This is a genomic window from Hungatella sp. SB206 (genome assembly GCF_051132295.1).
GTDB lineage: Bacteria > Bacillota > Clostridia > Lachnospirales > Lachnospiraceae > Hungatella > Hungatella effluvii.
Map to the genome: position 1 here is coordinate 6,102,103 of NZ_CP096603.1, position 21,055 is coordinate 6,123,157.

A 21,055-nucleotide genomic window follows, 5' to 3' on the forward strand; every position below is an offset into this window, starting at 1 on the left:
GAGAGGACGGAAGAAAAGAGGAGAAGGCACCATTTTATGGGTTCTTTCTCCTCATTTCTTTTGACATCGAATGTCCCAGCTGCTTTTTGTAGACGCTGTAGAGATAATGCCAGTCGGAATATCCCACCAGCTCAGCAATCTCATAGATTTTCATGTCCGTGTTCATATACAGGCTTCTGGCTTTCTCCACCCGGAGCCTGGTGACATAGTCGATAAAATTGACGCCCATGACCTCCTTGAATATCCGGCTGAAATAATTCCGGCTGATTCCAACCTGATCCGCCACCGTCTGAAGCGACAAATCCTTATCCCCCAGATGGTCCCGGATATAATCCAGGGCTGCCCGCATCTCCTGTTTCAAACTGCCGGAATCCGGACCACCGGCATAGAATATCCCCGTTTCACTTTCCCTTCCATTGTTCGCAGCCTCTGTGTATCCCTGACAGCAGTCAAACAGGCTGGCTGAGATGCGGCTGATGCCGATGGAAAATTCCAGTCCGTAATACCGGCTCAAAAAGTCTGCCGCTGTCCGGATCAGCGCTTCCAGCCGTTCATAAAACTCCTGTCTTCCATCTTCCCGAGCCTCCCAGACAATCCACACGTACTCATCAAACTTATTGCATAGAAACTGGCAGTCCTTTACAGAATCCAGCGCCTCGGACATGACATTGCAGACAGAAGCACGAAGCAGGGAAACGTCATTTTCAAAGATTTCCGCCATGCTTTTCCGGTACCGGATCAGCCGGAATACCACAACTGCATTTTTTCCCACCGGCTCCGGCAGTCCAAACGCGGCGGCCCGCTCTTCAAACCAGGTTCTTCTGATTCCAGCCGCGCTTATAAGATCCCGAAAAAACTGTTCTTTGTCTCTGGAAATCCTCTTTCTGTCAGATTCCGCTATCCTGCTGCTGCTCTTTTCCCGCTGTTTCTGCAGCGCCTTTTTGACCACCTCGATGATATCCGGCGGAAGCATGGCAGGCTTGAACAAATAGTCAAACGTGCCGAGCTTCATGGCCTGTCTCACAAGATCAAACTCATTATAGCTGCTCAGTATGACGACCTCCATGGAAAGGCCTCGTCTCCGCACCTCCGCCAGCAGCTCCAGGCCGTTCATACCAGGCATTTTGATATCCGTCATCAAAAGGTCAATCTCTTCCCTCTCTAAGATTCCCAGCGCCTCTGAGGCTCCTCTGGCACTGAAGACTTCTATGCCGCTCCACTCGGCCCGCAGAATATCTTCAATAGCCGTCCTGGAAAACATCTCGTCGTCAACGATTAAAATCTTCTCCATCTGCCTCCTCCGCCTTTTCGCAAACCGGTATTTCCACCGTCACTGCAGTTCCTTCTCCTGGCTCACTTTCCAGTTCCACGCCGTAGCCGTCTCCATAGTTCAGCCGGATTCTGTCCTGAATATTATGAAGCCCCACGCCGGTTAGTTTATCGAAGCCCTCATACAGAAAGCCCTGTCCATTGTCCCGGATTTGAAACTGCACCCGGTCTCCCAGAAGCCTTCCGGTTATCAGGATCCGGTTATCGATATTGTCCTCTCCAAAGCCGTGCTGCATGGCGTTTTCCACCACCGGCTGAAGCAGCATCTTTAAGATCAGACAATTCTCCAGCTTCGGATCGATGTCAAACTTCATATGAACGCTGCTGCAGCACCGCCCTTCCTGGATGCAGACGTAATTTTTGATGAAATTTATTTCCTCTGAGATGCGAACGGGCACATCGATCTTTTTGCAGCTGTATTCCAGCATATTAACCAGGGCTACTACCATCCGCGCGATCTCCTCATTCCCCGCCCGCACCGCCATCCACTTCACGGTATTCAAGGTATTATATAGAAAATGGGAATTGATCTGGGAATTGAGGGCCGTCTGCTCCATGTTAAGCCGTTCTCTCTCTTTTTCTATGTTTTCACGCATCAGCTTATCCACCTCGGACACCATGGTGTTAAAGCTTAAGGCCAGCTCGGATAAGTCTTTATCCTTCGGTGTCTCCACTTTTGTGGAAAAATCGCCGCGGCTGACGCGGCTCATACTCCTTATGAGACTGGTGACCGGTTTCACAATACCGGCCGACAGGCTTGAGGCGAGAAGAGCTGCGGACACCATACAGGCACCGACCACGGCCGCCCATACCTTCCGGAACCGGTCCAGCTCCTGCTTAAGCATTCGTCCGCTGTTGATCTGAATAATTGAGAATCCACTGTTTCCTACGCGGCGTTTACGAATCGTGCCGCTGTCTCTTCCATAGTCCAGATGAATGGAAATGTTTCCGTCCTCCTCCGTGCCTCCGTCGACAGCAGAAAGAATCTGCGCCAGACTATACGTCCCCAGAGAAACGTCTGCCGCAGAAAGTCCCGCCATGGACTCCTTCGGCGCAAAGATTACCCGCCCCTCTTCGTCCACGACAAACGCCATATCACTGTCATCCATCTCCATGCAGTTCATAGCCGCCCTGATCTTTTCATAGCTCAAATCAATCTGTACCAGCCCAATGACGCTGTTTCCCGTATAGCGGTTTAGATACGTAACGATACTGACCACCAGGGGATCCGCCGCTCCGGAGTTCAAGTATTTGTAAGCGGCCGGATGCGTCGGCACGATAATACTTCCGCCTGGCTGGTCTTCCCGAATCTCCGTCCAGTCGTTTTCGGCAAATTCACGTTTATTCCAGCCTACATTAGACGAATAGGCGCCTCCGTCAAACGCCAGCAGATAAATATGGTCGATGGAATTATTGGCGATCCGGATGTTCGACAGCGTGCCGTTTATATTGCGCATCAGGTTTAAGCGCTCATAGGGATTCATCTCAGTGTAGCCGGAGAACAGGTCGGAGGTGACGGAAAGTCCCAGAACCTGATTCAGCACCACCTCGCTCTGCTTGATGATATCCTGCATCTGCGCATCCATCAGCCTCAAGGTATTCTCCTGGTACATCCAGGTCTTATCCTGGTAGAAGTCCCTCACATTCCTGTAGTAAACTACCGCCAGTATCAGCCCCGGAATCAGCGACATCAATACCATGGCAAGTGTAAATCTCACCTTCAGTGAACTCCGGTTCCCCTTTTCCGTCTCCCTCATCCTTATCCCTCCGCGGTTAAAACCAGTACTGTATTGCGTAAATAACTGTGATATAGTGCTTGATATCTGCGTCAGGTGTGCGTCCGCGAAGCGACGGCGTAGTGGACCCTACGGCTAGCTTCACGGACGTGCTCCTGGCGTAGATAGCGAGTGCTATATCACAGGAATTTGCGCTATACAGTGCTGGCATATCCTTTCGTAAGTACGATATTCCGAAAGCTCCATACAGAGTACTTCCGGCTTCCTCCTGTACTCCTTCTCCATCAAACCCAGAACCTTATCATAATCCCGTTCCCCGCCATATCTGTCCGATGTGGAGATTCCCACCAGTCTCCCCTTCCTCATCTCCAGAATGCAGTTAAAATACAGCGCCCCGCCGTCCGTAATCCACAACAGATACACATGGTCTCCTTCTTTATCCCCCAAAAACCGTCTCAGCCGTTCAAAATACCAGCGTTCCCCTTCTTCCTCTCTCCGTATAACGGCCACTCCTGCCGTGCTCTCGAAGATACCATAGATTTCAGATACTGCCTGATCAATATCCAGCTGATACAGCTCCGCTTTCTGGCTCTCTGCGAAGCACTGCCGCAGACCTTCCAGCGTATAAATCCTGATTTCCATAATATCATAAAAATCCTGAAAAATCCGCTCCGTATTCAATTCTTCTCCTTCCATATACTGGGAAAGATCGAGGAACGGGCAGCCGGAATCACTCACACACACGGTGCCTGTCCTCCTGCTGCACTGAACCGCCCGGTACAAACCGGAATCCAGCCTTCTGACGTGCAGAACCTGCCCCTGCCCGGATAATGGCTGAAGGATTTCCCCCAGATGCGTCCAGAGCTCCGGTTCCAAATATTCCACTTTTAAACCACCGTCTATCATACGTTCTCCTCCACACTCAAAATGGCCACAGTATAACCGGGGATCTGTGCCATTATGCCGTCTTTCTCCATTTTTATCTCCGCAGGCCCCTGCAGCACCGAAAAACGGCGTCCTCCTGTACAGGTTATAAATGCCGTTTTTTCTTCTCCTGAGAGATTGGCTATATAGAGCAGGTGATATCCGCTTCCCTCCCTCCGGTGCACGGCCAGCTCGATCTCCGGATCCCCGCATCCGTACTCTCTGCTCCGCCTTAACCGATCCCAGAAACCGCCACCGAACGCTCCCGGCTCTTCCGCAAAAAGAATTCCGGAGTCCTCCCCCTCTTCCACCATGTGTTTTAGTATTTCACAGGACTTTAGGGTTCTGTCATACCGTGGAATGACCGGCCCCAGAATTACAGTCTTTCCCGGCAGACCGGCAAAATCCGCCAGGTGTTTCTGCGTCTTCGCATCCATGATATCCCCCGATGCCGCCGCTATCACATCGTATGGGAGCCACCTGTCATAGTCCAGATATTCATCGGAATAATCATAGATTTCATGTTCTTCGTCAAAGCACTTTGCCAGTCCTTTTACCCAGGCATCATCCCAGTAATTCAATTCCCTGTCCAGATAAAATTCCGGCTCTTCCTCCGGCAAAAACAGCGCGGCGGGTATATCCGGCCCCTTGATGAAGCAGTTGGACGAAAACGAATTGCAGTCCATCACGGAATAGAGGGCCTTCAGCCTCCCCATATCGTAATTCTTTAAAATCAGCACGCGGGGCAAGCGGTTAAAATGGTATATTTCATGATCTTTCAACAGTCTCAGCAGATCCGAGAACATCTCGTAATACGGCTTCCTTATTCTTCCATCGTTGGTCACAGGACAGCCCGTCCACCGGTCCCGCTCCGCCAGCATATAGAAATTCACGCCCTTTAAACCATTCATCACAGAATACAGGTATCCAAACCGCTCTTCCTCTGCGGTCAGAAGCACTTCCCGGTCAAACCAGGAGCCGGAACCAAATTCCGGCACGAACGGAAAACGGCTGCTGCCGGCCAGATACCGAATTCTCTCCTTCAGCATGGCGGTATCTCCCGGCTCCGGATAGGCATCAATCCCAGCCGCCATGAGGCCTGGTATCTCCTCGTCTCTCTGAACCGAGACAGGCGTATAGTTCTGATATGCGCAGTTATGGAAAATCGGTACCGGCAGCTCCAGGCGGCTTATGATGTCCACCATCCGCCCCAGGGCAGCGAGAATCTGATACTCCTTAAATTCTATCCAGTCCAGGTAATAGCAGAGCGACGAAAAATCGCCTTCCTCAAAGCCGCAGGGCGGCTCTGTCTCCTGAAATACGCTGTAATTTCTGTGATACCTCTCGTTCATGGCCGCCGCAGTACCGTATCGCTCCGCCAGGAATTTACGGTACTGTGCCTTCGAGCAGTCTGAGTAATCCATGATATACGGCCTGTCCCGGAAGAAATTACAAGTCTCGTTATCCGCCTGGATCAGGCAGATACAGCCGCTGCCGCCGCAGTGCCGCTGCAGAATCGGCTTCAGCTTCTGAAAATAAATCTCCGTTTTCTCATACAGCTTATCACTCGCATAGGAAGGGATGGGAAAGGGACCCGTGGCATAGGGATACAGAACCGTGGTTCCCCACGGGTTTTTCGCCTGGATCTCCTCATCCATCAAAATCCACTCCGGATATCCGAAACCGGTCATCTCCGCGTTGATATGAGGCCCCGGACGAACGATAACGGCCAGGTTCATTTCCTCGCAGAGGGTTAAAAACAGGTCCAGATCCTTCTCTTCCTCGATCTCTCCAAAATCATACTTTCCTTCCTCATATTCATGGACCGACCAGGGAATATACGTTTCCACGATCTCAAAACCCATGCCCTTGATCTGTGACAGAACATGGTGCCAGTCTTTCTTCTTCGTCCTCCAGTAGTGTATCGAACCACTGTACAGAGGCCTTTCCACTCCGTTTATCCGGATTCCGTCATGTGTAAATTTTACCATGTTATTCCCTCCTCCGGCGCTTCCTTTCCGGACGCGCCTAACCCTTGACTGCTCCCGCAGTCATACCCGCTATAACCTGTTTCTGGAACAGCAGATACATAAAGACTACCGGAACGATCGAGATGACGAAGCCGGCGCAGAGGAGACCGTACTGCGTCACGTAAGATCCCTTCAGCGCGGAGATTGTCATGGAAAGCGTCTTTCTGGCAGGTGTGGAGATCAGCACCAGCCCCAGAAGCAGATCGTTCCAGCAGTTTAAAAATGTGATGGTAGCCACCGTGGCGATTCCCGGCTTCGCTACAGGAAACACAATGTGAAAGAAGATTCCCGCCCGGCCGCACCCGTCGATTGTCGCTGCCTCATCGAGCTCCCTGGGGATCCCCTCCATGAAACCGTTCATAATAAACATGGCAAAAGAGATGTTTACAGCCGTGTATACAATCATCAGGCCGGACAGATGGTCGATCAGATGAAGCCCTTTAAAGATCAGTACGGAGGGAATCAAAAGCGCATGCACCGGAATCATGATCCCCAGAGAAAAGTACACGGACAGCAGTCTGCTCTTCGTAACCCTCGTGAGAATATAGCTGGCCATGGACGTAATTACGGTAAGCACCGCCAGCGTTACCAGGCAGACGAAAATACTGTTAACAAAACTCCGGCCGACTCTGGCTCCCTTCCACGCCTCCGCGTAGTTTGACCACATCGCCGCCTTCGGAAGGCCGAAGGAATTGCTGTAAATCTCATTGTTGTCCTTGAGCGAGGAAAAGACCACCCATATAAAAGGGTAAAGCGCTGCGACCGCCGATATGCTCATGATGGCATAGGACAAAACAGCGGTAACCCTGTATTTCAGAGATCGTTTTAAAAATCGTTCCACAAGCCTCACCCCTTCTTTCTGTCTGCAAACCAGTTAAACAGTATGGTAACCGTTAAGGACACCGCCACAATGGTAATCGTCACCGCGCTTCCGAGGCCGAAATCCGAATTTACAAAGGCCGATTTATACATGAATACTCCCAGGTATGCGGAGCGCACTCCCGGTCCGCCTCCGGTCATGATCCAGGAATGATCGAATGCCTTCAACGAACCGGTCAGGCACAGGATAATACAGATATTCATAAATCCGGTGATCTGCGGCAGGATGACGTGGAGGAACGACTGTAATTTCCCCGCCCCGTCGATCTGCGCGCTCTCGATCAAGTCCTCCGGCACCGATTGAAGCGCTCCTAAAAATATGGTTACATAAAGGCCTATATACTGCCATACCTGCGGCGCCATCACCGCATATAACAGTGTACGCGGATTGGACAGCCAGTTTGTCGCAAATCTCCCCAGACCGACCGTTGTCAGGATCTTATTAAAAATACCGATTTCGCTGTTATAAAACAGGGAAAACATCAGACCGATGGCAACCGGTGCGATAACCACCGGAAGGAAATAGATGGTGCGGAAGATCTTCATCCCCTTCGTCCAGCTGTATAAGAGGTAAGCCAGAAGAATTCCGGCTCCGATCTGGACGATGAGAGAGATCACGGTAAGCTTTACCGTGTTGGAAAATGTGAGCCAGTAGTCACTGCTCGACGCAAGCTCCCTGTAATTGGCAAGTCCTGCAAAGACCTTCGCGGAAACGCCGTTCCAGGTCGTCAGACTGTACCAGAACGTGAGAATCAGCGGCAGGAACAGAAAGACCGTGTAGATTAAAAATGCCGGTGCCAGGAACATCACAGTAACCGGCAGATTATGATATTTTTTAGAGTATTTTCTTTTCATGCGATCACCTTAAAACAGGGCTGTTCCTCTCGTTCCGGAACAGCCCCATTAATTCCCCGTTTACTTATTATTCTTGTCCAAAACCGCCTGTACCTTGTCGATCAGCTCCTGCGGCGTCAGCGCATTGATAAAGAACTCGTCCAAGCTGGAATCCATCATATTAACGGCATCCTGATCGGGCATGGTTGTATAGTGGACGGAAATCAGCTTTTTATCCTGGGCATATTCCATCATTTTCTTAAAGATAAGCTTCTGGCTGTCCATGTCAATTTCAATATTCTTTGCCGGTATCATGCCGCTCTTCGTCAGCTCTGCGGATAATTCATCAGAAGCAAGGAAGTCACAGAGCTTAACCATGGCATCGTGCTTTGCCGCATCCTCAAAGGAAGCTTTATTAATTTCAAATCCGTATACCGTAAACCCTGTCATGATGCCGGCCGGATCGATATCCGCGTCAGGGAGCATGGGCAAAGGTACGATCTCACTGGCTTCCTGAATTTCTTCCGGTATGGACTCAAACATCCATGGATACGTATAGGTCATAGCCGCCTTCCTGTCGGTATAAAGCTGAAGGCTAGCAGCCCAGCCCCCGTTGGCCACCGTATCCGCAGGAAACATCTTCTGATCGATCATATCCTTTATGTTGTTCGCTACTTTAAGCGCATTTTCGGTATTGAAGGTCCTGGTCGCTGCCAGCTCCTCCAGTTCTTTTGCCGCCCCGTCATACTGGCCATACAGTTCACTGAAAAAGAATTCAGACGGCGTACCGCCGTTGCTGCCGATCGCGATCGGGATAATACCCTTTTCGTTAAAAGCCTTTGCGGTCTTTAAAAGCTCCTCCCAGGTCTTTGGAATCTCCAGCCCGTTCTCTTCAAACAGCTGCTTATTGGCCAGGAATATTCCTCTGGTGGATTCAATCGGGATTCCGTAGGTCTTTCCGTCGGAAGCCGTGTAATATCCGAAGGAGGTCGGTTCAAATCCGTCTCTCTTTACCTGATCCGACGCGTTAAAGTACTCTTCCACATCGAGCAGCAGTCCCGCTTCCACCATGTCGGTCATCATCGCGCCGCCCCAATAGGTAAATACATCCGGCAGATCACCGGAAGCTGTCTGTGTTTTAATCTTTGTCTTGTAGTCCTCTGTGCTGTAAGTCTCCAGAGTAATGTCCATCGTATCGCTATTCGCTTCCTGGAATTCCTGAAACTTCGGATAGAAATAATTATACTTGGAGTCCCCCTCACCCCAGTTTGTTGCAAGAACCAGTGATACCTTCTTCTTTGGCGCGGCACTCTCCTTCCCCGCTTCCGAAGCCTGTTCCTTTCCTGTTTCTCCGGTCTGCGCCTCCTTTGTATCCTGAACCGCTGTCTCCTGGACCTTTGTTTCCTGAGTCTTTCCGCTGCAGGCTGTAAGGCCCGCGCACATTGTTCCGGCAAGAATCAGGGCCGCCGCTTTATAGATACCCTTTCTCATAGTATAAGTCCTCCTCCTTATAATAGCATCATTCTCATTGAACCTGCGCAGGTATTTCTGATGGTTTTATTATAGGGGAATTGAACATGGAAATAAATACGAATAAATTATGGGAAATGTTATAAATTATTACACAGTATAGGGATCTCTCCTCAAACAAAACCGAATCTTAAATACAACTCCTCCGGAGCATCGTTAAACCTCATAAGCCGGTACATGCTCCGCTCCATCTCACCTGTTATATCTTCCGATACAATTGGATGCTCCTGCACCGGATCATTCCGTAAGTCAAACAGATAGTCCCCCTCCTCCATACACCGGACTGCCGGGTCTGCATCAATCTGCATAACGGGACAATTTTTTGTAAAGGAAAAGGCCTCGTGGCGTTCCATCGACTCCAGCTCTTTCGTCGTAAAGAACGTCATCATATGGGTTGGCATTAACGTATACTCATGAAATGGGGCTTCCAGATTTCGAGGCGCCCTCATATACACGTATCTTCCATCCGTACAGCACAGATGGGCCCCGAATATTCCGAACAGCCCGCACGTCCGGCTGCCTTTCTCCCCCTTTATGATCCGGGAAATGTCCTGCCCCTGCATATCTGCGGCAGGATCGATTCCGAAAAACTGCAGAATCGTAACCGGCAGATCTATGGTTTGCACAAGCGCCTCTCTGCTCGTTCCAGCGGATTCGGGGAACCTTGGATCCCAGATAAACAGCGGCGTATGGACGATCTCGTCGTAGCAGAGCATATAGTTTTTGGCCCAATACCCGTGTTCTCCCAGCATATAGCCATGATCTGTATTGACAATAACCATCGTATCTTCCCACAGATTCTTTTCGTCCATGTAATCCAGCAGACGGCCCAACTGCTCATCACACATTGTTAAGTCGGCGAAATAGGAGTACTTAATCTCGTCTGCTTCCTCTGCGGATTCCTTTACCGGCGCGTAATCCGGCCATTCATACTTTTTACCTTTTGTTTTCCCGGGATACATATCCTTAAACTCCCTGCTCGCCATGAAGGGCTCATGGGGGGAAAACGATTCTATCTGTAAAAAGAAGGAATCCTTTCCCTCATTTTCTCTCAGAAATTCAAGACCCTTGTCAAAAGTCTTCACCAATGGGTACTGGTCTTTTCCAGTCACTCTTGTGCGGTTCGCCAGGTTCTGCCTGTACAGTCCGCTGCGCAGCCCTTCTGTAAATGCGGTAAAATTCGGGTCCCCATCCTCTGCGCCTCCAACCACAGGAGCCCAGGGATCTCCCTCCTGTCCCCGTATATTTTCCCATGTCGTATATTGAGTGTGATACGTAGCACCTCCACATTCCCAATAATGGCCGTGATCGCTGACCAGATGGCTATGGATCCCATGCCCCCGCAGGATTCCCGGCATGGAATCGTCAAAAGGCTCCATAGGCCCCCAGGACCGGTGCAAAAAATTATACCGGCCCGTGTGCAGCTCTCTCCTTGCAGGAATACAGGGCAGACTTCCGGCGTAGCTGTTCTCAAACCGCACGGTTTTCTGTGCCAGTCTGAGAAAATTTGGAGTGATTGTCTCCTGACAGCCATACGGCTCAAGAAATCTGCGGTTTAAGGAATCAAACATTACCATAATTGCTTTCATCTCTGTTTCTCCTTTCAGCCCTCTCGAAAAGGACGAATCTCCGGTCTCTTCTCCCCAGCCCGTTCCATACAAAGCAGGAGTTTCTCACGCAATACCCTTCTTGCCGGTTCAAAGGCAGGGTCTCCCGCCAGGTTGCAGCATTCCGCCGGATCGTGCGCTAAATCAAACAGATACTGTTCATAATAAACATCCGCCCCCGGGCAGCTCCATCCATCCGCATCCGCAGCGATTGCATATTTCCACTGATCGGTCCGGATTGCTCTGCCGACCTCGCTTTCACTGATCTGTATAAACACACAGTCGTCCCAGCCTTCTGAGGTCCCATCGGCAAGGGATTTCAGCGAATTCCCCTGAAAATCCTCCGGTTTCTTTATACCTGCGCAGTCAAGCAGCGTCACCGGCAAATCAATAAGACTGACCAGCTCCGTGATGGTTCTGCCGCCTTGAAACGGTCCGCCCACAGCAAGCATCGGAATATGGATGCTTGCCTCATGACAGGAGCGCTTATACTCGCTGTTCCTCGTGCAGAAATGGCAGCCATGGTCTGATGTGTAAAACAGGATCGTATTCTCCCACAATCCCCTCGCCTTCAGCGTATCGACAAGCCGCCCGACATTTTCATCCAGGCTGTGACACTGGCCTAAATAGTCCGGGTAATGTTCCTTCCAGTCCCCCTTATCCACAGGAATGTCAGCCGGCAGCTCATAGCCGGTAAACTTCTCTCGCGCGCCATCCGGCGCCTCAAACCGGCCGTGATCGTTCTGATGGTGAGGCTCGATTTGAGAAATAAACAGAAAAAATGGTTTCTTCCCATCATACTGGTGGAGGTAATGAATCGCATAATTATTAATGGAATCCGCGCGGTAACCGATAAACTCACATTTTTTCCCTTCTCGGTCAAACACATATCCATCGTATCCATGGGAGGTTGCCTCCAGAACATCGGCCGCCATCCAATAATCCCGATACCCGCCCCTGCGTTCCGGAGGAATCGCCCGGGTCTCGTAGTTTTCCTCATCGAACGGCGCCGTATAGCTGCTTCTGTTTGAGGCCAGATGCCATTTGCCCACGTAAGCCGTCTCATAACCGGATTCGTGGAAATAATCGGCCAGCGTTATTATATCCTGCGGCAATGCCAGCGCATTTCTATGGCAGTTTACCTGTGTCGCATATTTACCGCTCTGCAGGCACGCACGGGCGGGACCGCAAACCGGCTGGCAGGTAAAGGCATTTTCAAATTTCACGCCCTCCTTTGCCAGTCTGTCGAGATTGGGGGAAACTAAAAGCGGCTGTCCATAACACCCCAGCGTATCCCAGCGCTGCTGATCCGAAAAATATACAATAATATTGGGTCTTTTCATCCCTTTACTCCTCTCTGGTTACCGTTCACTCCCCATCAGGGGCACCGCAGTCCGGTTCGGCCGGGCAGGCTTCCTCAGCCTTTCCAGTTCCGGTTTCGGGCATAAGAAGTTCTAAACGTGCAGAATTTTTCTAAAAGCCAGGTGAAATTCCCAAACTCGCTGCGCTCAGACAAGTGGGAATTTCACCTGAACGAAAAATTTTGCGCGTTAAGAACTTCTAATACCCTGCAAAGTCACTGGAAAGGCTGAGGAAGCCTGCCCGGCCGAACCGGACTGCGGTGCCCCTGGTGGGGAGTGAACGGTAACCCTCTCTGCTGCTACTTAATTCCGGTCGAAACAACTCCCTGTACAAAATACTTCTGTGCACACAGGAATAACAGAATCATCGGAAGCGAGATTAACGTTGCCGCCGCCATCATGGGGCCCCAGCGCACCGTGCTCTCATCCCGGAACATGGTAAGCGCCAGCTGTACGGTTCTCATATTGACTGAATTTGTCATGACCAAAGGCCATAAGTAATCGTTCCAGACTGACGATCCCTTTAACAGCGCCAGGGTTGCAAGAATAACCTTTGAATTGGGAAGGTAGATATAGAAATACGTTTTCCATTTACCGGCCCCGTCAAGCATGGCGGCTTCATCGAGGGATCGGGGAAAATTCTCGAAAAACTGCTTCGACAGGAAGACGCCGAAGGACCCCGATACCAATGGAATAATCACTCCGGGAAACGTATTCATTAATCCCGAACCGCCAAATCCCAGAATATCATTTCCACCGATCAGCGGAAATCTCGCCATAATCAGGAACGTGGGCAGCATCGTTACCTGCGGCGGCATCATAAGGCCGACCAGCAGCAGTGTAAACAGTACCTTCGATCCTTTAAAATGCAGCCGGGCAAACGCATACCCCGCGACGGAATTAAACAACAGCGAGAATACAATGCTGACCAGGGTGATGACCAGGGAATTTCTAAAATAGATCAGCCAGCTTCCGGTGGACATCGCCGCCTTATAATTATCAAGATTCATCGACTCCGGCAGGAAATGAAATACCGCCGAGTTAATCTCCCCTGTTGTTTTAAATGAAGTTAAAATCATTACAAGAATCGGAAGCAGGATAATCAAAGAAACCACTGCCATACAGACTATCCAGATCATATGTAACCTTTTTTTCCTTTTCATCTTTGCTCCTCCTATGAAACATCCACATCCTGACCTTTATTGCCAAACTTAAATACCATCATGGTAACGATTAAAGAAAACACCAGGAGCAGAACCGCCATGGCACTCGCATATCCCATTTTAAACTCCAGAAAACCTCTCCTGTATATTTGATGGACGATCGTCGTTGTTCTGTTTAAAGGCCCGCCGTTCGTCATAATATTTACCTGTTCAAACACTGCAAAGCTGTTTACGATTCCTGTTACGAGCAGGAAAAAGGTCGTGGGATACAGCATCGGCCACGTGATGTAGCGAAACTTATGGATAGCGCCTGCTCCATCGAGCTCCGCCGCCTCATATAAGGACTGGGGAATGCCGGTAAGCCCTCCCAGGAAGATGACCATGGAATATCCGCAGTTCTTCCAGATTCCAATCATAATTATGCAGAGCATTGCCTGATTCGGATTAATGAGCCACTGCTGGGCCGGTATGCCGATAAGCTTTAAAAAGCTGTTGAGAAGGCCGAAGTTGGGATTATACAGCCACAGCCATACCATGGATACGCACACCATGGACATGATATTGGGCATGTAAAGCGCTGTCCGGAAAAAAGGAACTGCCCTGGATTCCCGATAAAGCAGTACCGCCAGCAAGAGCCCCAATACCAGCTGAATGGTCAGCGTTACAACCGTATACAGCAGTGTATTTCCAACCGATGCGAGAAACTCCGAATCATGAAACAGCTTACTATAATTCTTCAAACCTAAAAAAGCGGGAATCTGGTACATATTGAAATCGGTCAGGCTGTAAAACAGTACCATGCCGATCGGAACCAGAATGAAAATAGTGAAAATCAGATAAGCAGGCAATATCATGATATACGCCTCTTTATCGCCGCGTGTGTTTTTTCTTACTTTTTTTCCAGCCATCTTTCCTCTCTCCTCATTTCTTCCTGATAAAAGGTCCGGCCATCCGGACACCTGACTTGCTGCCTGCGGGAATAAATAATGCGGCCTATTCTTATCAAACAGACCGCATTGCCGCAGTTATTGATTATCAATTTCCTCCTGCACCTTTTCCGCAGCTGCATTAAGCGCATCCTGAGGGGATAATTGCCCATAGAATACCTGTTCCATGGCATCGTCCACATAAGTAAATACACTGTTAAAGTACGGAACCTTGGGCGATCCTTTTCCAATTTCTATTGCTTCCATAATCATCGGTCCATTTACCGGATTCTTTTTCAGATACGCCTCTTCCAAAGAGGACCTTACGGGAGCCGTCTTTGCCGTATCCATCCAGATTTGCATCGACTCCTTGCTGCTCATGTACTCAATTAATTTCCAGGCAGCCTCTTTATTCTTGGAGTTCGCATTCATAAACATAAAATGCATCCCGCAGAAGGTACCGCTGTTTGCCTTGGAAAACATGGGAACGAGCTTGATCTTTCCTTCCAGATCTCCTGTGTTGATATTATTAAACTCATTTTCAGAAATAACCGTCATGGCCGCCGTTCCATTGTAGAAAGGATTCTGATCCTTCTGCGTGTTATTCCAGTCCACCAGACCGGCATCCTTTAACTGCTTCATGAAATCCATCGCCTCGACTGCTTCCGGTTTGTTAAACAGGATTTCATTGCTCGCTTCATCCACAAGATTATTCAGGCCGTTCTGAACAATGAATATTTCCAGGTATTGGTTGATATTTCTTCCGCTGGTGGGGATTCCATAGCCGCACTGGATTACATTGCCGGAGGAATCCTTAACCATCAGTTTTTTATGGGCCTCCAACAGCTCATCCCAGTTGGCAGGCGGTGAATCCGGATCGAGCCCTGCCTTTTCAAATAACTCTGTATTGATCGCAAACATTCGTGCATCCGGCGTGTACGGGACACCGTAAAGCTTTCCGCCGATACTTCCGGCTTCTTTTACGCTGTCATACATATCTTCCATGCCCTCCCAGCCTTCGGCATACGAGTCGAGGCACTCATACTGCCCCATGGGTACTCTCGCACCGATCGATGCCAGGGAGTAGTGAATGACGTCCGGTGCCGTGCCGGAAGCAAATCCGGTGTTCAGTTTTGTCTCAAAATCATCTCCCCAGGGAGCTTCCTGATACTCTACCGTATAATTCGGATACTTCGCTTCAAACCCTTCTATCATCTGAGTAAAGGCATCCTTCTTATAATCTTCGGTTCCTGCCCTGAGAAAGACCAGTTTTACATTTTCATCACTGGTATCCTTCCCTGCATCGGAAACCAGGTCTTCATTACCGCCTCCACAGGCGGCCAAAGACAACACCATACAGCTGACTGCTGCTGCGCTTAAGATAACTTTCCAATTTCTTCTCATAACTTCCCTCTCCTTTTGTTTATGGTTGTTGTACTCCAGGAACTTGATAACTATATTATACTGATTTTGCATTCTTTTACTATGTACTATGTATATCCTTTTCTGTTCTTCATTTGTTTTTTGTGTCTTTTTTACTATTTTTCATTTTAACTTCGTAGTTTCTCTTGCATATTTTAAAATTATTTTGATATTTTTGTAATTTATTTGGCACTTTTATACAATCCATGTTTTGTTGTCTTTTGAAATAAAAAGACGCATCAGTTTTCATTGCTGATGCGCCTGAATTCGATCGGTGTCATACCGGAATACTTTTTAAATACCTTACTAAAGTAAGCCGAATCCGGGATCCCGATCTGACAGCAGATATCCTGAATATTATGGTTACTGTTCTTTAAAAGAATTTTCGCTTTTTCCATTCGAAGCTCTAACAGATAGGTATTAATATTCCTGCCAGTCTCTTTTTTGAAGAGATGGGAGATATAGCTGCGATTCATATGAACATGGTTTGCAAGCTCATCGAGTGTAATGGAGTCTGCATACCGTTCTTCCATATACTGCATGATCAGAAATACAGCTTCACTGTATTTCTTCTGTTTGCCGATCAATACCCTGAGGATTTCTTCCGCCTGCGTCAAAACCTTTGTTTCAAGCTGGCCAATATCGGTACAGTGTGTCACTTCAATGATCTTATCGATCGAAAACACTCTTCTGTCCGCCTCCTCCAGATGACTCCAGTACAGATTCAGTAAGGTATTTAGAAACAGCCTTCTGATGCAGGATACATCCGGCTCCATTTTCCCCGCATAATCGAATATCGCTTCCATTTCCTCGACTATACTGCTCCAGGCCCGGCTGTTGATCAGCAGCTCCAGTTTTTCAAACTTTGCTTCCATTCCAGCCTCTATATGGTTGATCCGGTTCTTCATCGTTTCATAATTCAGTCCGCCAATGTGCCTGTAAAACAGCTGATAGGTGAGAACCTCCTGTGAATGCTGGTATAATGTCTCCAGTTCGTCCACCGTTTTACCGGTGTCGGAGCTGCTGACATACATATTGCTGCCGCCGAAGGAGGCGACCGTCTCATATATTTTTTCTGTAAGCTTCTGAGGGTTGTCATGATTCATTTCCGTAAGTACAAGGATCTCCCGCTCACTCTTTGGCAGCCAGTAGAGCACCCTCTTCTCCTCCTGAAAGGCAAATGGCAGAATCTCCTTAAGCTGTTCCTGATTCGATATCCGATCGGTATCGCGGAAGATGATCACTGCATAACTCCCTTTTATCTCCCAGCAGGTATTCCAGACCTGTTTTAAGATGTCCCTGGAAATATAGTCCGGTTCTTTAAAGCACTGCAGCAGAACCTTTTCCATCTCCCGGGCGGGAGATGATTGTTTTGTCTCCGCCGCCCCCTGATTCCTGATCCGTTCCTTCGCGGTCTGCAGGCAGGCTTCCAGTTCATCCTTTGTAATCTCAGACTTTAAGAGAAACTCACTCACCCCCAGCTTCAGACAGTCCCTTGCATAAGAAAAGTCATCATACGCGCTCAGGACAACCGTATAAGGCAGGACATGATTCTGATTCAGCTTTTTAAGCAGCTCCATCCCATCCATGATCGGCATACGTATATCGGTAAACAGCACATCGACCTGATGGTTCAGGCAGCAATTCAGAACCTGCATTCCATTGATACATGCTTCGATCACATGATGCTCCGGCGACAGCGCTTCGATATTCTTTTTCATCCATTTTAAGATGATCTCCTCGTCATCTGCAATTACGATATTCAACTGTTTGCCCCCTCCATATTAATGACAGGTAACTTCATCCGGAAAGTAACGCCGCCCGATGAATTCACCTCTACACTCAGTCCATATTGATCGCCGAAATTCCGTAAAATTCTCATCTGAATATTGGAAAGCCCGATTCCGTTCAGCTGATCTCTGGCCTTCACGGTCTGCTGATTATGTATGCTGTTATTTATCTTTTCTAAGTCTACCCCCACACCATCGTCTTCCACCTCGATTACGACATTTTCCTTTATCCGGTATGCGCATATGACGATATGTCCCATGCCGTCTTTCATGTTAAAGCCGTGAGAGATGCTGTTTTCAACCAACGGTTGGATGACGTTCTTCAGAATCCCCAATTCCACTACGTCTTCCGCTGCGAGTATTTTCCATTGAAATTTATCGCGATATCGGAGCTTCATTAATTCCAGATAATCTTCCGCCATGGCCAGTTCTTCCTTGATCGGAATGACCTTCTGGGAATTCACAAAGGATTTTCTCAGCAATTTTGAAAAGGCAAGCAGCGCTCTGTCTGCCTCATTATATTCCTCCATCTGAATCATAAACCGGATGGTCACCAGCGTATTATAAAAGAAATGCGGGTTAATCTGTGCCTGTAAAGCCTGGATCTCCAGGGCGTGCTTTTCTTCCTCTTCTATCTCCAGCTGCTTCATCAGATTTTCAATGTGGTCCAGCATATAATTAAAATTGTGACAGATTTCATGGAACTCTATTTCATAGTCATCCTGGATTCTTGTCTTTAAATCCCCATTCGTCACCTCCAGGATGTTTTTATTTAATTTCTCCATTCTCCGGGAGATAAAGCTGCAGTTATAAAAGACTATGACGATGAGCACAAGAAACATCGCGGTTCCCAGGACGAGGAACAGGATTACATAGAAAGAAGTCCAGCCATGGCGGTATGGTTCATAGGAAATCAGCTTCCAGCCCAAACCATCAATACTGGCAAACCGTATATGGCTGTATTGGTTCATCACATTTCCCAGAAAAAAGCCCTTCGTATAATTTGTTATCTGATTATAGTAAGAATTATCCTCCACCTCATATCCATACATTCTGGGATCGGAAGAAAATATTATTTTTCTGTACTGATCGATGACGATGGTATTCTCATCGGAATCCTCATCGCCCAGTATGACATTCCCCCAGATATCCTGGGATATGGCCACAATCATAATGCCGACATCTCTTCCGCTGTTTAAATTCCGCAGTTTCTGAACCGCAAACAGCTTGTCCTCCTGAAACAGCTTCTGCAATACAGGACTCCTGTACTTCGGGAGGAAATAGATGGAATCATTCTTTTCCATCGCCTCCTGATACCAGCTTTCCTCGTCCAGCATATCCAGAGTGACAGCATCCTGCATCAAGTTTAAAGAGGACTGATAAAAATTCATATCGTTTTTACAGAGCAGCATCATTTGATACTGCCTGTCAGGAAACAATTCCGTCAGCTCCAGCATTTTACTCTGTATGCTGTCCTGTGCACTGATATATTCATAGCCCGTCAGCCTGTTCCTCTTCGAGATCAGACGGTTAATCTCAGGATCCAGATACATGCCTACCGATATTTTTATGATCTCCGTATTCCTGTTCGCAATATTGCTGCATTTTTCTTCCAGAAGGTCCAGCTTGCTGTAGTTCAGTTTGTAATTGCCGTCTTCAAATATATAGCTCATTAAAATACAGAATAAGATGAATAGCGGAAAAACAACGATCAAGTCTAAAAAAATGACCTTTTTTCTTATACTGTCAAAATGCAGTAATTGTTTCATAATTTTTAGACCCCTTCTTCCGAAATATATGATATGATAGAAACAGAAAAAATACGAATCCCCTTTTGTGTCCCTGTATAAAACAATATAATTATACAGGATTTCTTGGGGAAATGGTAGTATGTGTTAAGTCTTTGCCGGAAAAAGGAGGGTCCCAATGGCAGAAAAACAGGGTGTTTCCGATTTATACAAAAAGAATGCGGAAAAGGCAGAAAAGGATAAGCGGCTCCGCAACGCTGTCTCCATCTTTTTTATCCTTTTCGGAAGTGTCATCGTAGCGGTGAATTTAAACACCTTCGTCGAACAGGGAAAGCTGGTCCCGGGCGGTTTCTCCGGACTCGCCAAGCTGATTCAGAGGGTGGGGCTGGCCTTTTTTGACGTGAAGATCTCCTTCACCTTTTTAAACGTGGTTTTCAACGCCATCCCGGCTGTATTTGCCTACCGCATTGTCGGGAAAAAGTTTACGATTCTGTCCTGTGTGAGCCTCTTGACCGTGTCAATCCTGGTCGACCAGCTGCCTGTCATCCCCATCACCGGAGACCTTCTTCTCATCTCCGTATTCGGCGGAATCATCAACGGCCTGGGCATGAGCCTCATCCTGAACAACCGGGCCAGCGGAGGCGGAACGGATTTCATCGCCATGTCCCTCTCCACCAAATATAAGATATCCACCTTCAACTATATGCTGCTGTTCAGCGCTGTTATCATCCTCATTTCCGGAGCCATCTTCGGCATGGATATTGCACTGTACTCCATCATCTACCAGTTCTGCAACACGCAGGTGATCAACACGCTTTATAAGAAATACAAGAAAAAGACGCTGCTCATCGTCACAGACAATCCGGCCGCCGTGTCCGCGGATTTGATGGAGCTGACCAACCACAGCAGCACCATCTTAAAGGGCTTCGGTTCCTACTCGGCCAACAAAAAGTATCTTCTCTACACCGTCCTCTCCGACGGCGACGTGAAAAAGATGAAGAAACGCATCCGCGAGCAGTACCCCGATACCTTTGTCAATGTCATAAACTCCAGCGACGTTGTGGGGAATTTCTACATACAGCCGCTGGAATAGAGAACAAAACAGTTGACAATGCATTTTTGTTTTGTTATAATCGCGCTATAAAGAAACAAGGAATGTTACTGTGAAAACAGGCTTAACCAAGATCTTTAGAAGCACTCGTATGTGCTTTTAAGATTTTGGTTAAGCCTGTTTTTGTTTTCAGAAAAGGAGGAAAACATGGGATTATTTAAAAACTGGAAGAAACAGGAGGTACAGGAAAAGGCGGTGTTCAGCCCGGTAAGCGGTGAACTCGTACCACTGGAGACCGTCAGCGATGCAGTGTTTGCGGAAAAGTCGCTGGGAGATGGAGTGGCGGTCATTCCGACAGACGGCAGTCTGTATGCACCGGCAGACGGAACAATCGTGGCACTCTTTCCAACCGGCCACGCGCTGGGGATTAAGACGAAGGATGGGGTCGAGCTGCTGATCCATATCGGAATCGACACGGTAGCCTTAAACGGAAAGGGATTTACGGTTCATGTGAAATCGAATGATACGGTTAAAAAGGGGCAGCTGCTGGTAAACTTTGATATTGAAGTACTGAAAGGGGCAGGCTATGATACGGTAACGATGATGCTGGTATCAAACGGCGAACAGTTTGGAGAGGTTCATAAGGCGCCGCCGGGAACCGTGACGGCGGGAGAGAAAATTCTGTGGCTGTAACCGTGTCTTTTTGTTGGAGAGGGAGAGTGAGA

General features: G+C 48.4%; 16 protein-coding genes. 2 read left to right on the forward strand and 14 right to left on the reverse strand.

What is annotated here, in order from left to right; all coding sequences use genetic code 11:
• Positions 1 to 34 precede the first annotated feature (34 nt).
• The 14 genes from M1L66_RS27055 to M1L66_RS27120 form a co-directional block, all read right to left on the reverse strand.
• Entirely contained in the window at positions 35 to 1,291 is a 1,257-nt protein-coding gene (locus M1L66_RS27055; protein ID WP_434688890.1) for a response regulator, read from the reverse strand.
• Positions 1,269 to 3,086, reverse strand: a complete 1,818-nt coding sequence (locus tag M1L66_RS27060; RefSeq protein ID WP_187019814.1) for a cache domain-containing sensor histidine kinase — start codon at positions 3,084 to 3,086, stop codon at positions 1,269 to 1,271. Before M1L66_RS27060 ends, M1L66_RS27055 begins: the two co-directional genes overlap by 23 nt.
• A 153-nt stretch (positions 3,087 to 3,239) precedes the next feature.
• Positions 3,240 to 3,971 carry a hypothetical protein gene (locus M1L66_RS27065; protein WP_434688891.1) on the reverse strand — a complete coding sequence of 244 codons (732 nt, stop codon included), beginning with the start codon at positions 3,969 to 3,971 and terminating at the stop codon, positions 3,240 to 3,242.
• The gene (locus M1L66_RS27070) at positions 3,968 to 5,980 is read right to left on the reverse strand and encodes a beta-galactosidase (protein WP_434688892.1); all 2,013 of its coding nucleotides are present in this window, start codon (positions 5,978 to 5,980) and stop codon (positions 3,968 to 3,970) included. The genes M1L66_RS27065 and M1L66_RS27070 overlap by 4 nt, the downstream gene beginning before the upstream one ends.
• Positions 5,981 to 6,017: 37 nt before the next feature.
• Positions 6,018 to 6,860 (reverse strand): carbohydrate ABC transporter permease, encoded by an 843-nt coding sequence (locus tag M1L66_RS27075; RefSeq protein ID WP_349768866.1) that lies wholly within the window; start codon positions 6,858 to 6,860, stop codon positions 6,018 to 6,020.
• Between the two features lie 5 nt (positions 6,861 to 6,865).
• Positions 6,866 to 7,753, reverse strand: coding sequence for a carbohydrate ABC transporter permease (locus tag M1L66_RS27080; protein ID WP_434688893.1), 888 nt, complete (start codon positions 7,751 to 7,753; stop codon positions 6,866 to 6,868).
• A 60-nt stretch (positions 7,754 to 7,813) separates the two neighbouring features.
• The gene (locus M1L66_RS27085) at positions 7,814 to 9,223 is read right to left on the reverse strand and encodes an ABC transporter substrate-binding protein (protein WP_187019822.1); all 1,410 of its coding nucleotides are present in this window, start codon (positions 9,221 to 9,223) and stop codon (positions 7,814 to 7,816) included.
• Positions 9,224 to 9,375: 152 nt separating this feature from the next.
• Positions 9,376 to 10,851: a sulfatase gene (locus M1L66_RS27090; protein WP_187019824.1), complete on the reverse strand. Its 1,476-nt coding sequence runs from the start codon at positions 10,849 to 10,851 to the stop codon at positions 9,376 to 9,378.
• A gap of 14 nt (positions 10,852 to 10,865) precedes the next feature.
• Entirely contained in the window at positions 10,866 to 12,212 is a 1,347-nt protein-coding gene (locus tag M1L66_RS27095; RefSeq protein ID WP_187019826.1) for a sulfatase-like hydrolase/transferase, read from the reverse strand.
• A gap of 317 nt (positions 12,213 to 12,529) precedes the next feature.
• Complete coding sequence (locus M1L66_RS27100; protein WP_187019827.1) at positions 12,530 to 13,393, reverse strand: carbohydrate ABC transporter permease; 864 nt, start codon at positions 13,391 to 13,393, stop codon at positions 12,530 to 12,532.
• A gap of 11 nt (positions 13,394 to 13,404) precedes the next feature.
• On the reverse strand, positions 13,405 to 14,301 hold the full coding sequence (locus M1L66_RS27105; protein ID WP_187019829.1) for a carbohydrate ABC transporter permease: 897 nt from the start codon (positions 14,299 to 14,301) through the stop codon (positions 13,405 to 13,407).
• 117 nt (positions 14,302 to 14,418) lie between these two features.
• On the reverse strand, positions 14,419 to 15,723 hold the full coding sequence (locus M1L66_RS27110) for an ABC transporter substrate-binding protein (RefSeq protein WP_434688894.1): 1,305 nt from the start codon (positions 15,721 to 15,723) through the stop codon (positions 14,419 to 14,421).
• Positions 15,724 to 15,980: 257 nt separating this feature from the next.
• Positions 15,981 to 17,507, reverse strand: coding sequence for a response regulator transcription factor (locus M1L66_RS27115; protein WP_434688895.1), 1,527 nt, complete (start codon positions 17,505 to 17,507; stop codon positions 15,981 to 15,983).
• On the reverse strand, positions 17,504 to 19,300 hold the full coding sequence (locus tag M1L66_RS27120; protein ID WP_434688896.1) for a sensor histidine kinase: 1,797 nt from the start codon (positions 19,298 to 19,300) through the stop codon (positions 17,504 to 17,506). Before M1L66_RS27120 ends, M1L66_RS27115 begins: the two co-directional genes overlap by 4 nt.
• A gap of 157 nt (positions 19,301 to 19,457) precedes the next feature.
• Between M1L66_RS27120 and M1L66_RS27125 the strand changes: the two genes are divergently transcribed.
• Entirely contained in the window at positions 19,458 to 20,372 is a 915-nt protein-coding gene (locus tag M1L66_RS27125) for a YitT family protein (protein WP_434688897.1), read from the forward strand.
• Positions 20,373 to 20,537: 165 nt separating this feature from the next.
• Positions 20,538 to 21,023: a PTS sugar transporter subunit IIA gene (locus M1L66_RS27130; RefSeq protein WP_187019838.1), complete on the forward strand. Its 486-nt coding sequence runs from the start codon at positions 20,538 to 20,540 to the stop codon at positions 21,021 to 21,023.
• The last annotated feature ends 32 nt before the right edge of the window (positions 21,024 to 21,055 follow it).

Coding starts and splice junctions, on each gene's coding strand:
- M1L66_RS27070 (WP_434688892.1), bottom strand. CDS start 5,980: ATGGTAAAATTTACACATGACGGAATCCGGATAAACGGAGTGGAAAGG.
- M1L66_RS27110 (WP_434688894.1), bottom strand. CDS start 15,723: ATGAGAAGAAATTGGAAAGTTATCTTAAGCGCAGCAGCAGTCAGCTGT.
- M1L66_RS27090 (WP_187019824.1), bottom strand. CDS start 10,851: ATGAAAGCAATTATGGTAATGTTTGATTCCTTAAACCGCAGATTTCTT.
- M1L66_RS27100 (WP_187019827.1), bottom strand. CDS start 13,393: ATGAAAAGGAAAAAAAGGTTACATATGATCTGGATAGTCTGTATGGCA.
- M1L66_RS27060 (WP_187019814.1), bottom strand. CDS start 3,086: ATGAGGGAGACGGAAAAGGGGAACCGGAGTTCACTGAAGGTGAGATTT.
- M1L66_RS27085 (WP_187019822.1), bottom strand. CDS start 9,223: ATGAGAAAGGGTATCTATAAAGCGGCGGCCCTGATTCTTGCCGGAACA.
- M1L66_RS27080 (WP_434688893.1), bottom strand. CDS start 7,753: ATGAAAAGAAAATACTCTAAAAAATATCATAATCTGCCGGTTACTGTG.
- M1L66_RS27105 (WP_187019829.1), bottom strand. CDS start 14,301: ATGGCTGGAAAAAAAGTAAGAAAAAACACACGCGGCGATAAAGAGGCG.
- M1L66_RS27055 (WP_434688890.1), bottom strand. CDS start 1,291: ATGGAGAAGATTTTAATCGTTGACGACGAGATGTTTTCCAGGACGGCT.
- M1L66_RS27095 (WP_187019826.1), bottom strand. CDS start 12,212: ATGAAAAGACCCAATATTATTGTATATTTTTCGGATCAGCAGCGCTGG.
- M1L66_RS27120 (WP_434688896.1), bottom strand. CDS start 19,300: ATGAAACAATTACTGCATTTTGACAGTATAAGAAAAAAGGTCATTTTT.
- M1L66_RS27130 (WP_187019838.1), top strand. CDS start 20,538: ATGGGATTATTTAAAAACTGGAAGAAACAGGAGGTACAGGAAAAGGCG.
- M1L66_RS27125 (WP_434688897.1), top strand. CDS start 19,458: ATGGCAGAAAAACAGGGTGTTTCCGATTTATACAAAAAGAATGCGGAA.
- M1L66_RS27065 (WP_434688891.1), bottom strand. CDS start 3,971: ATGATAGACGGTGGTTTAAAAGTGGAATATTTGGAACCGGAGCTCTGG.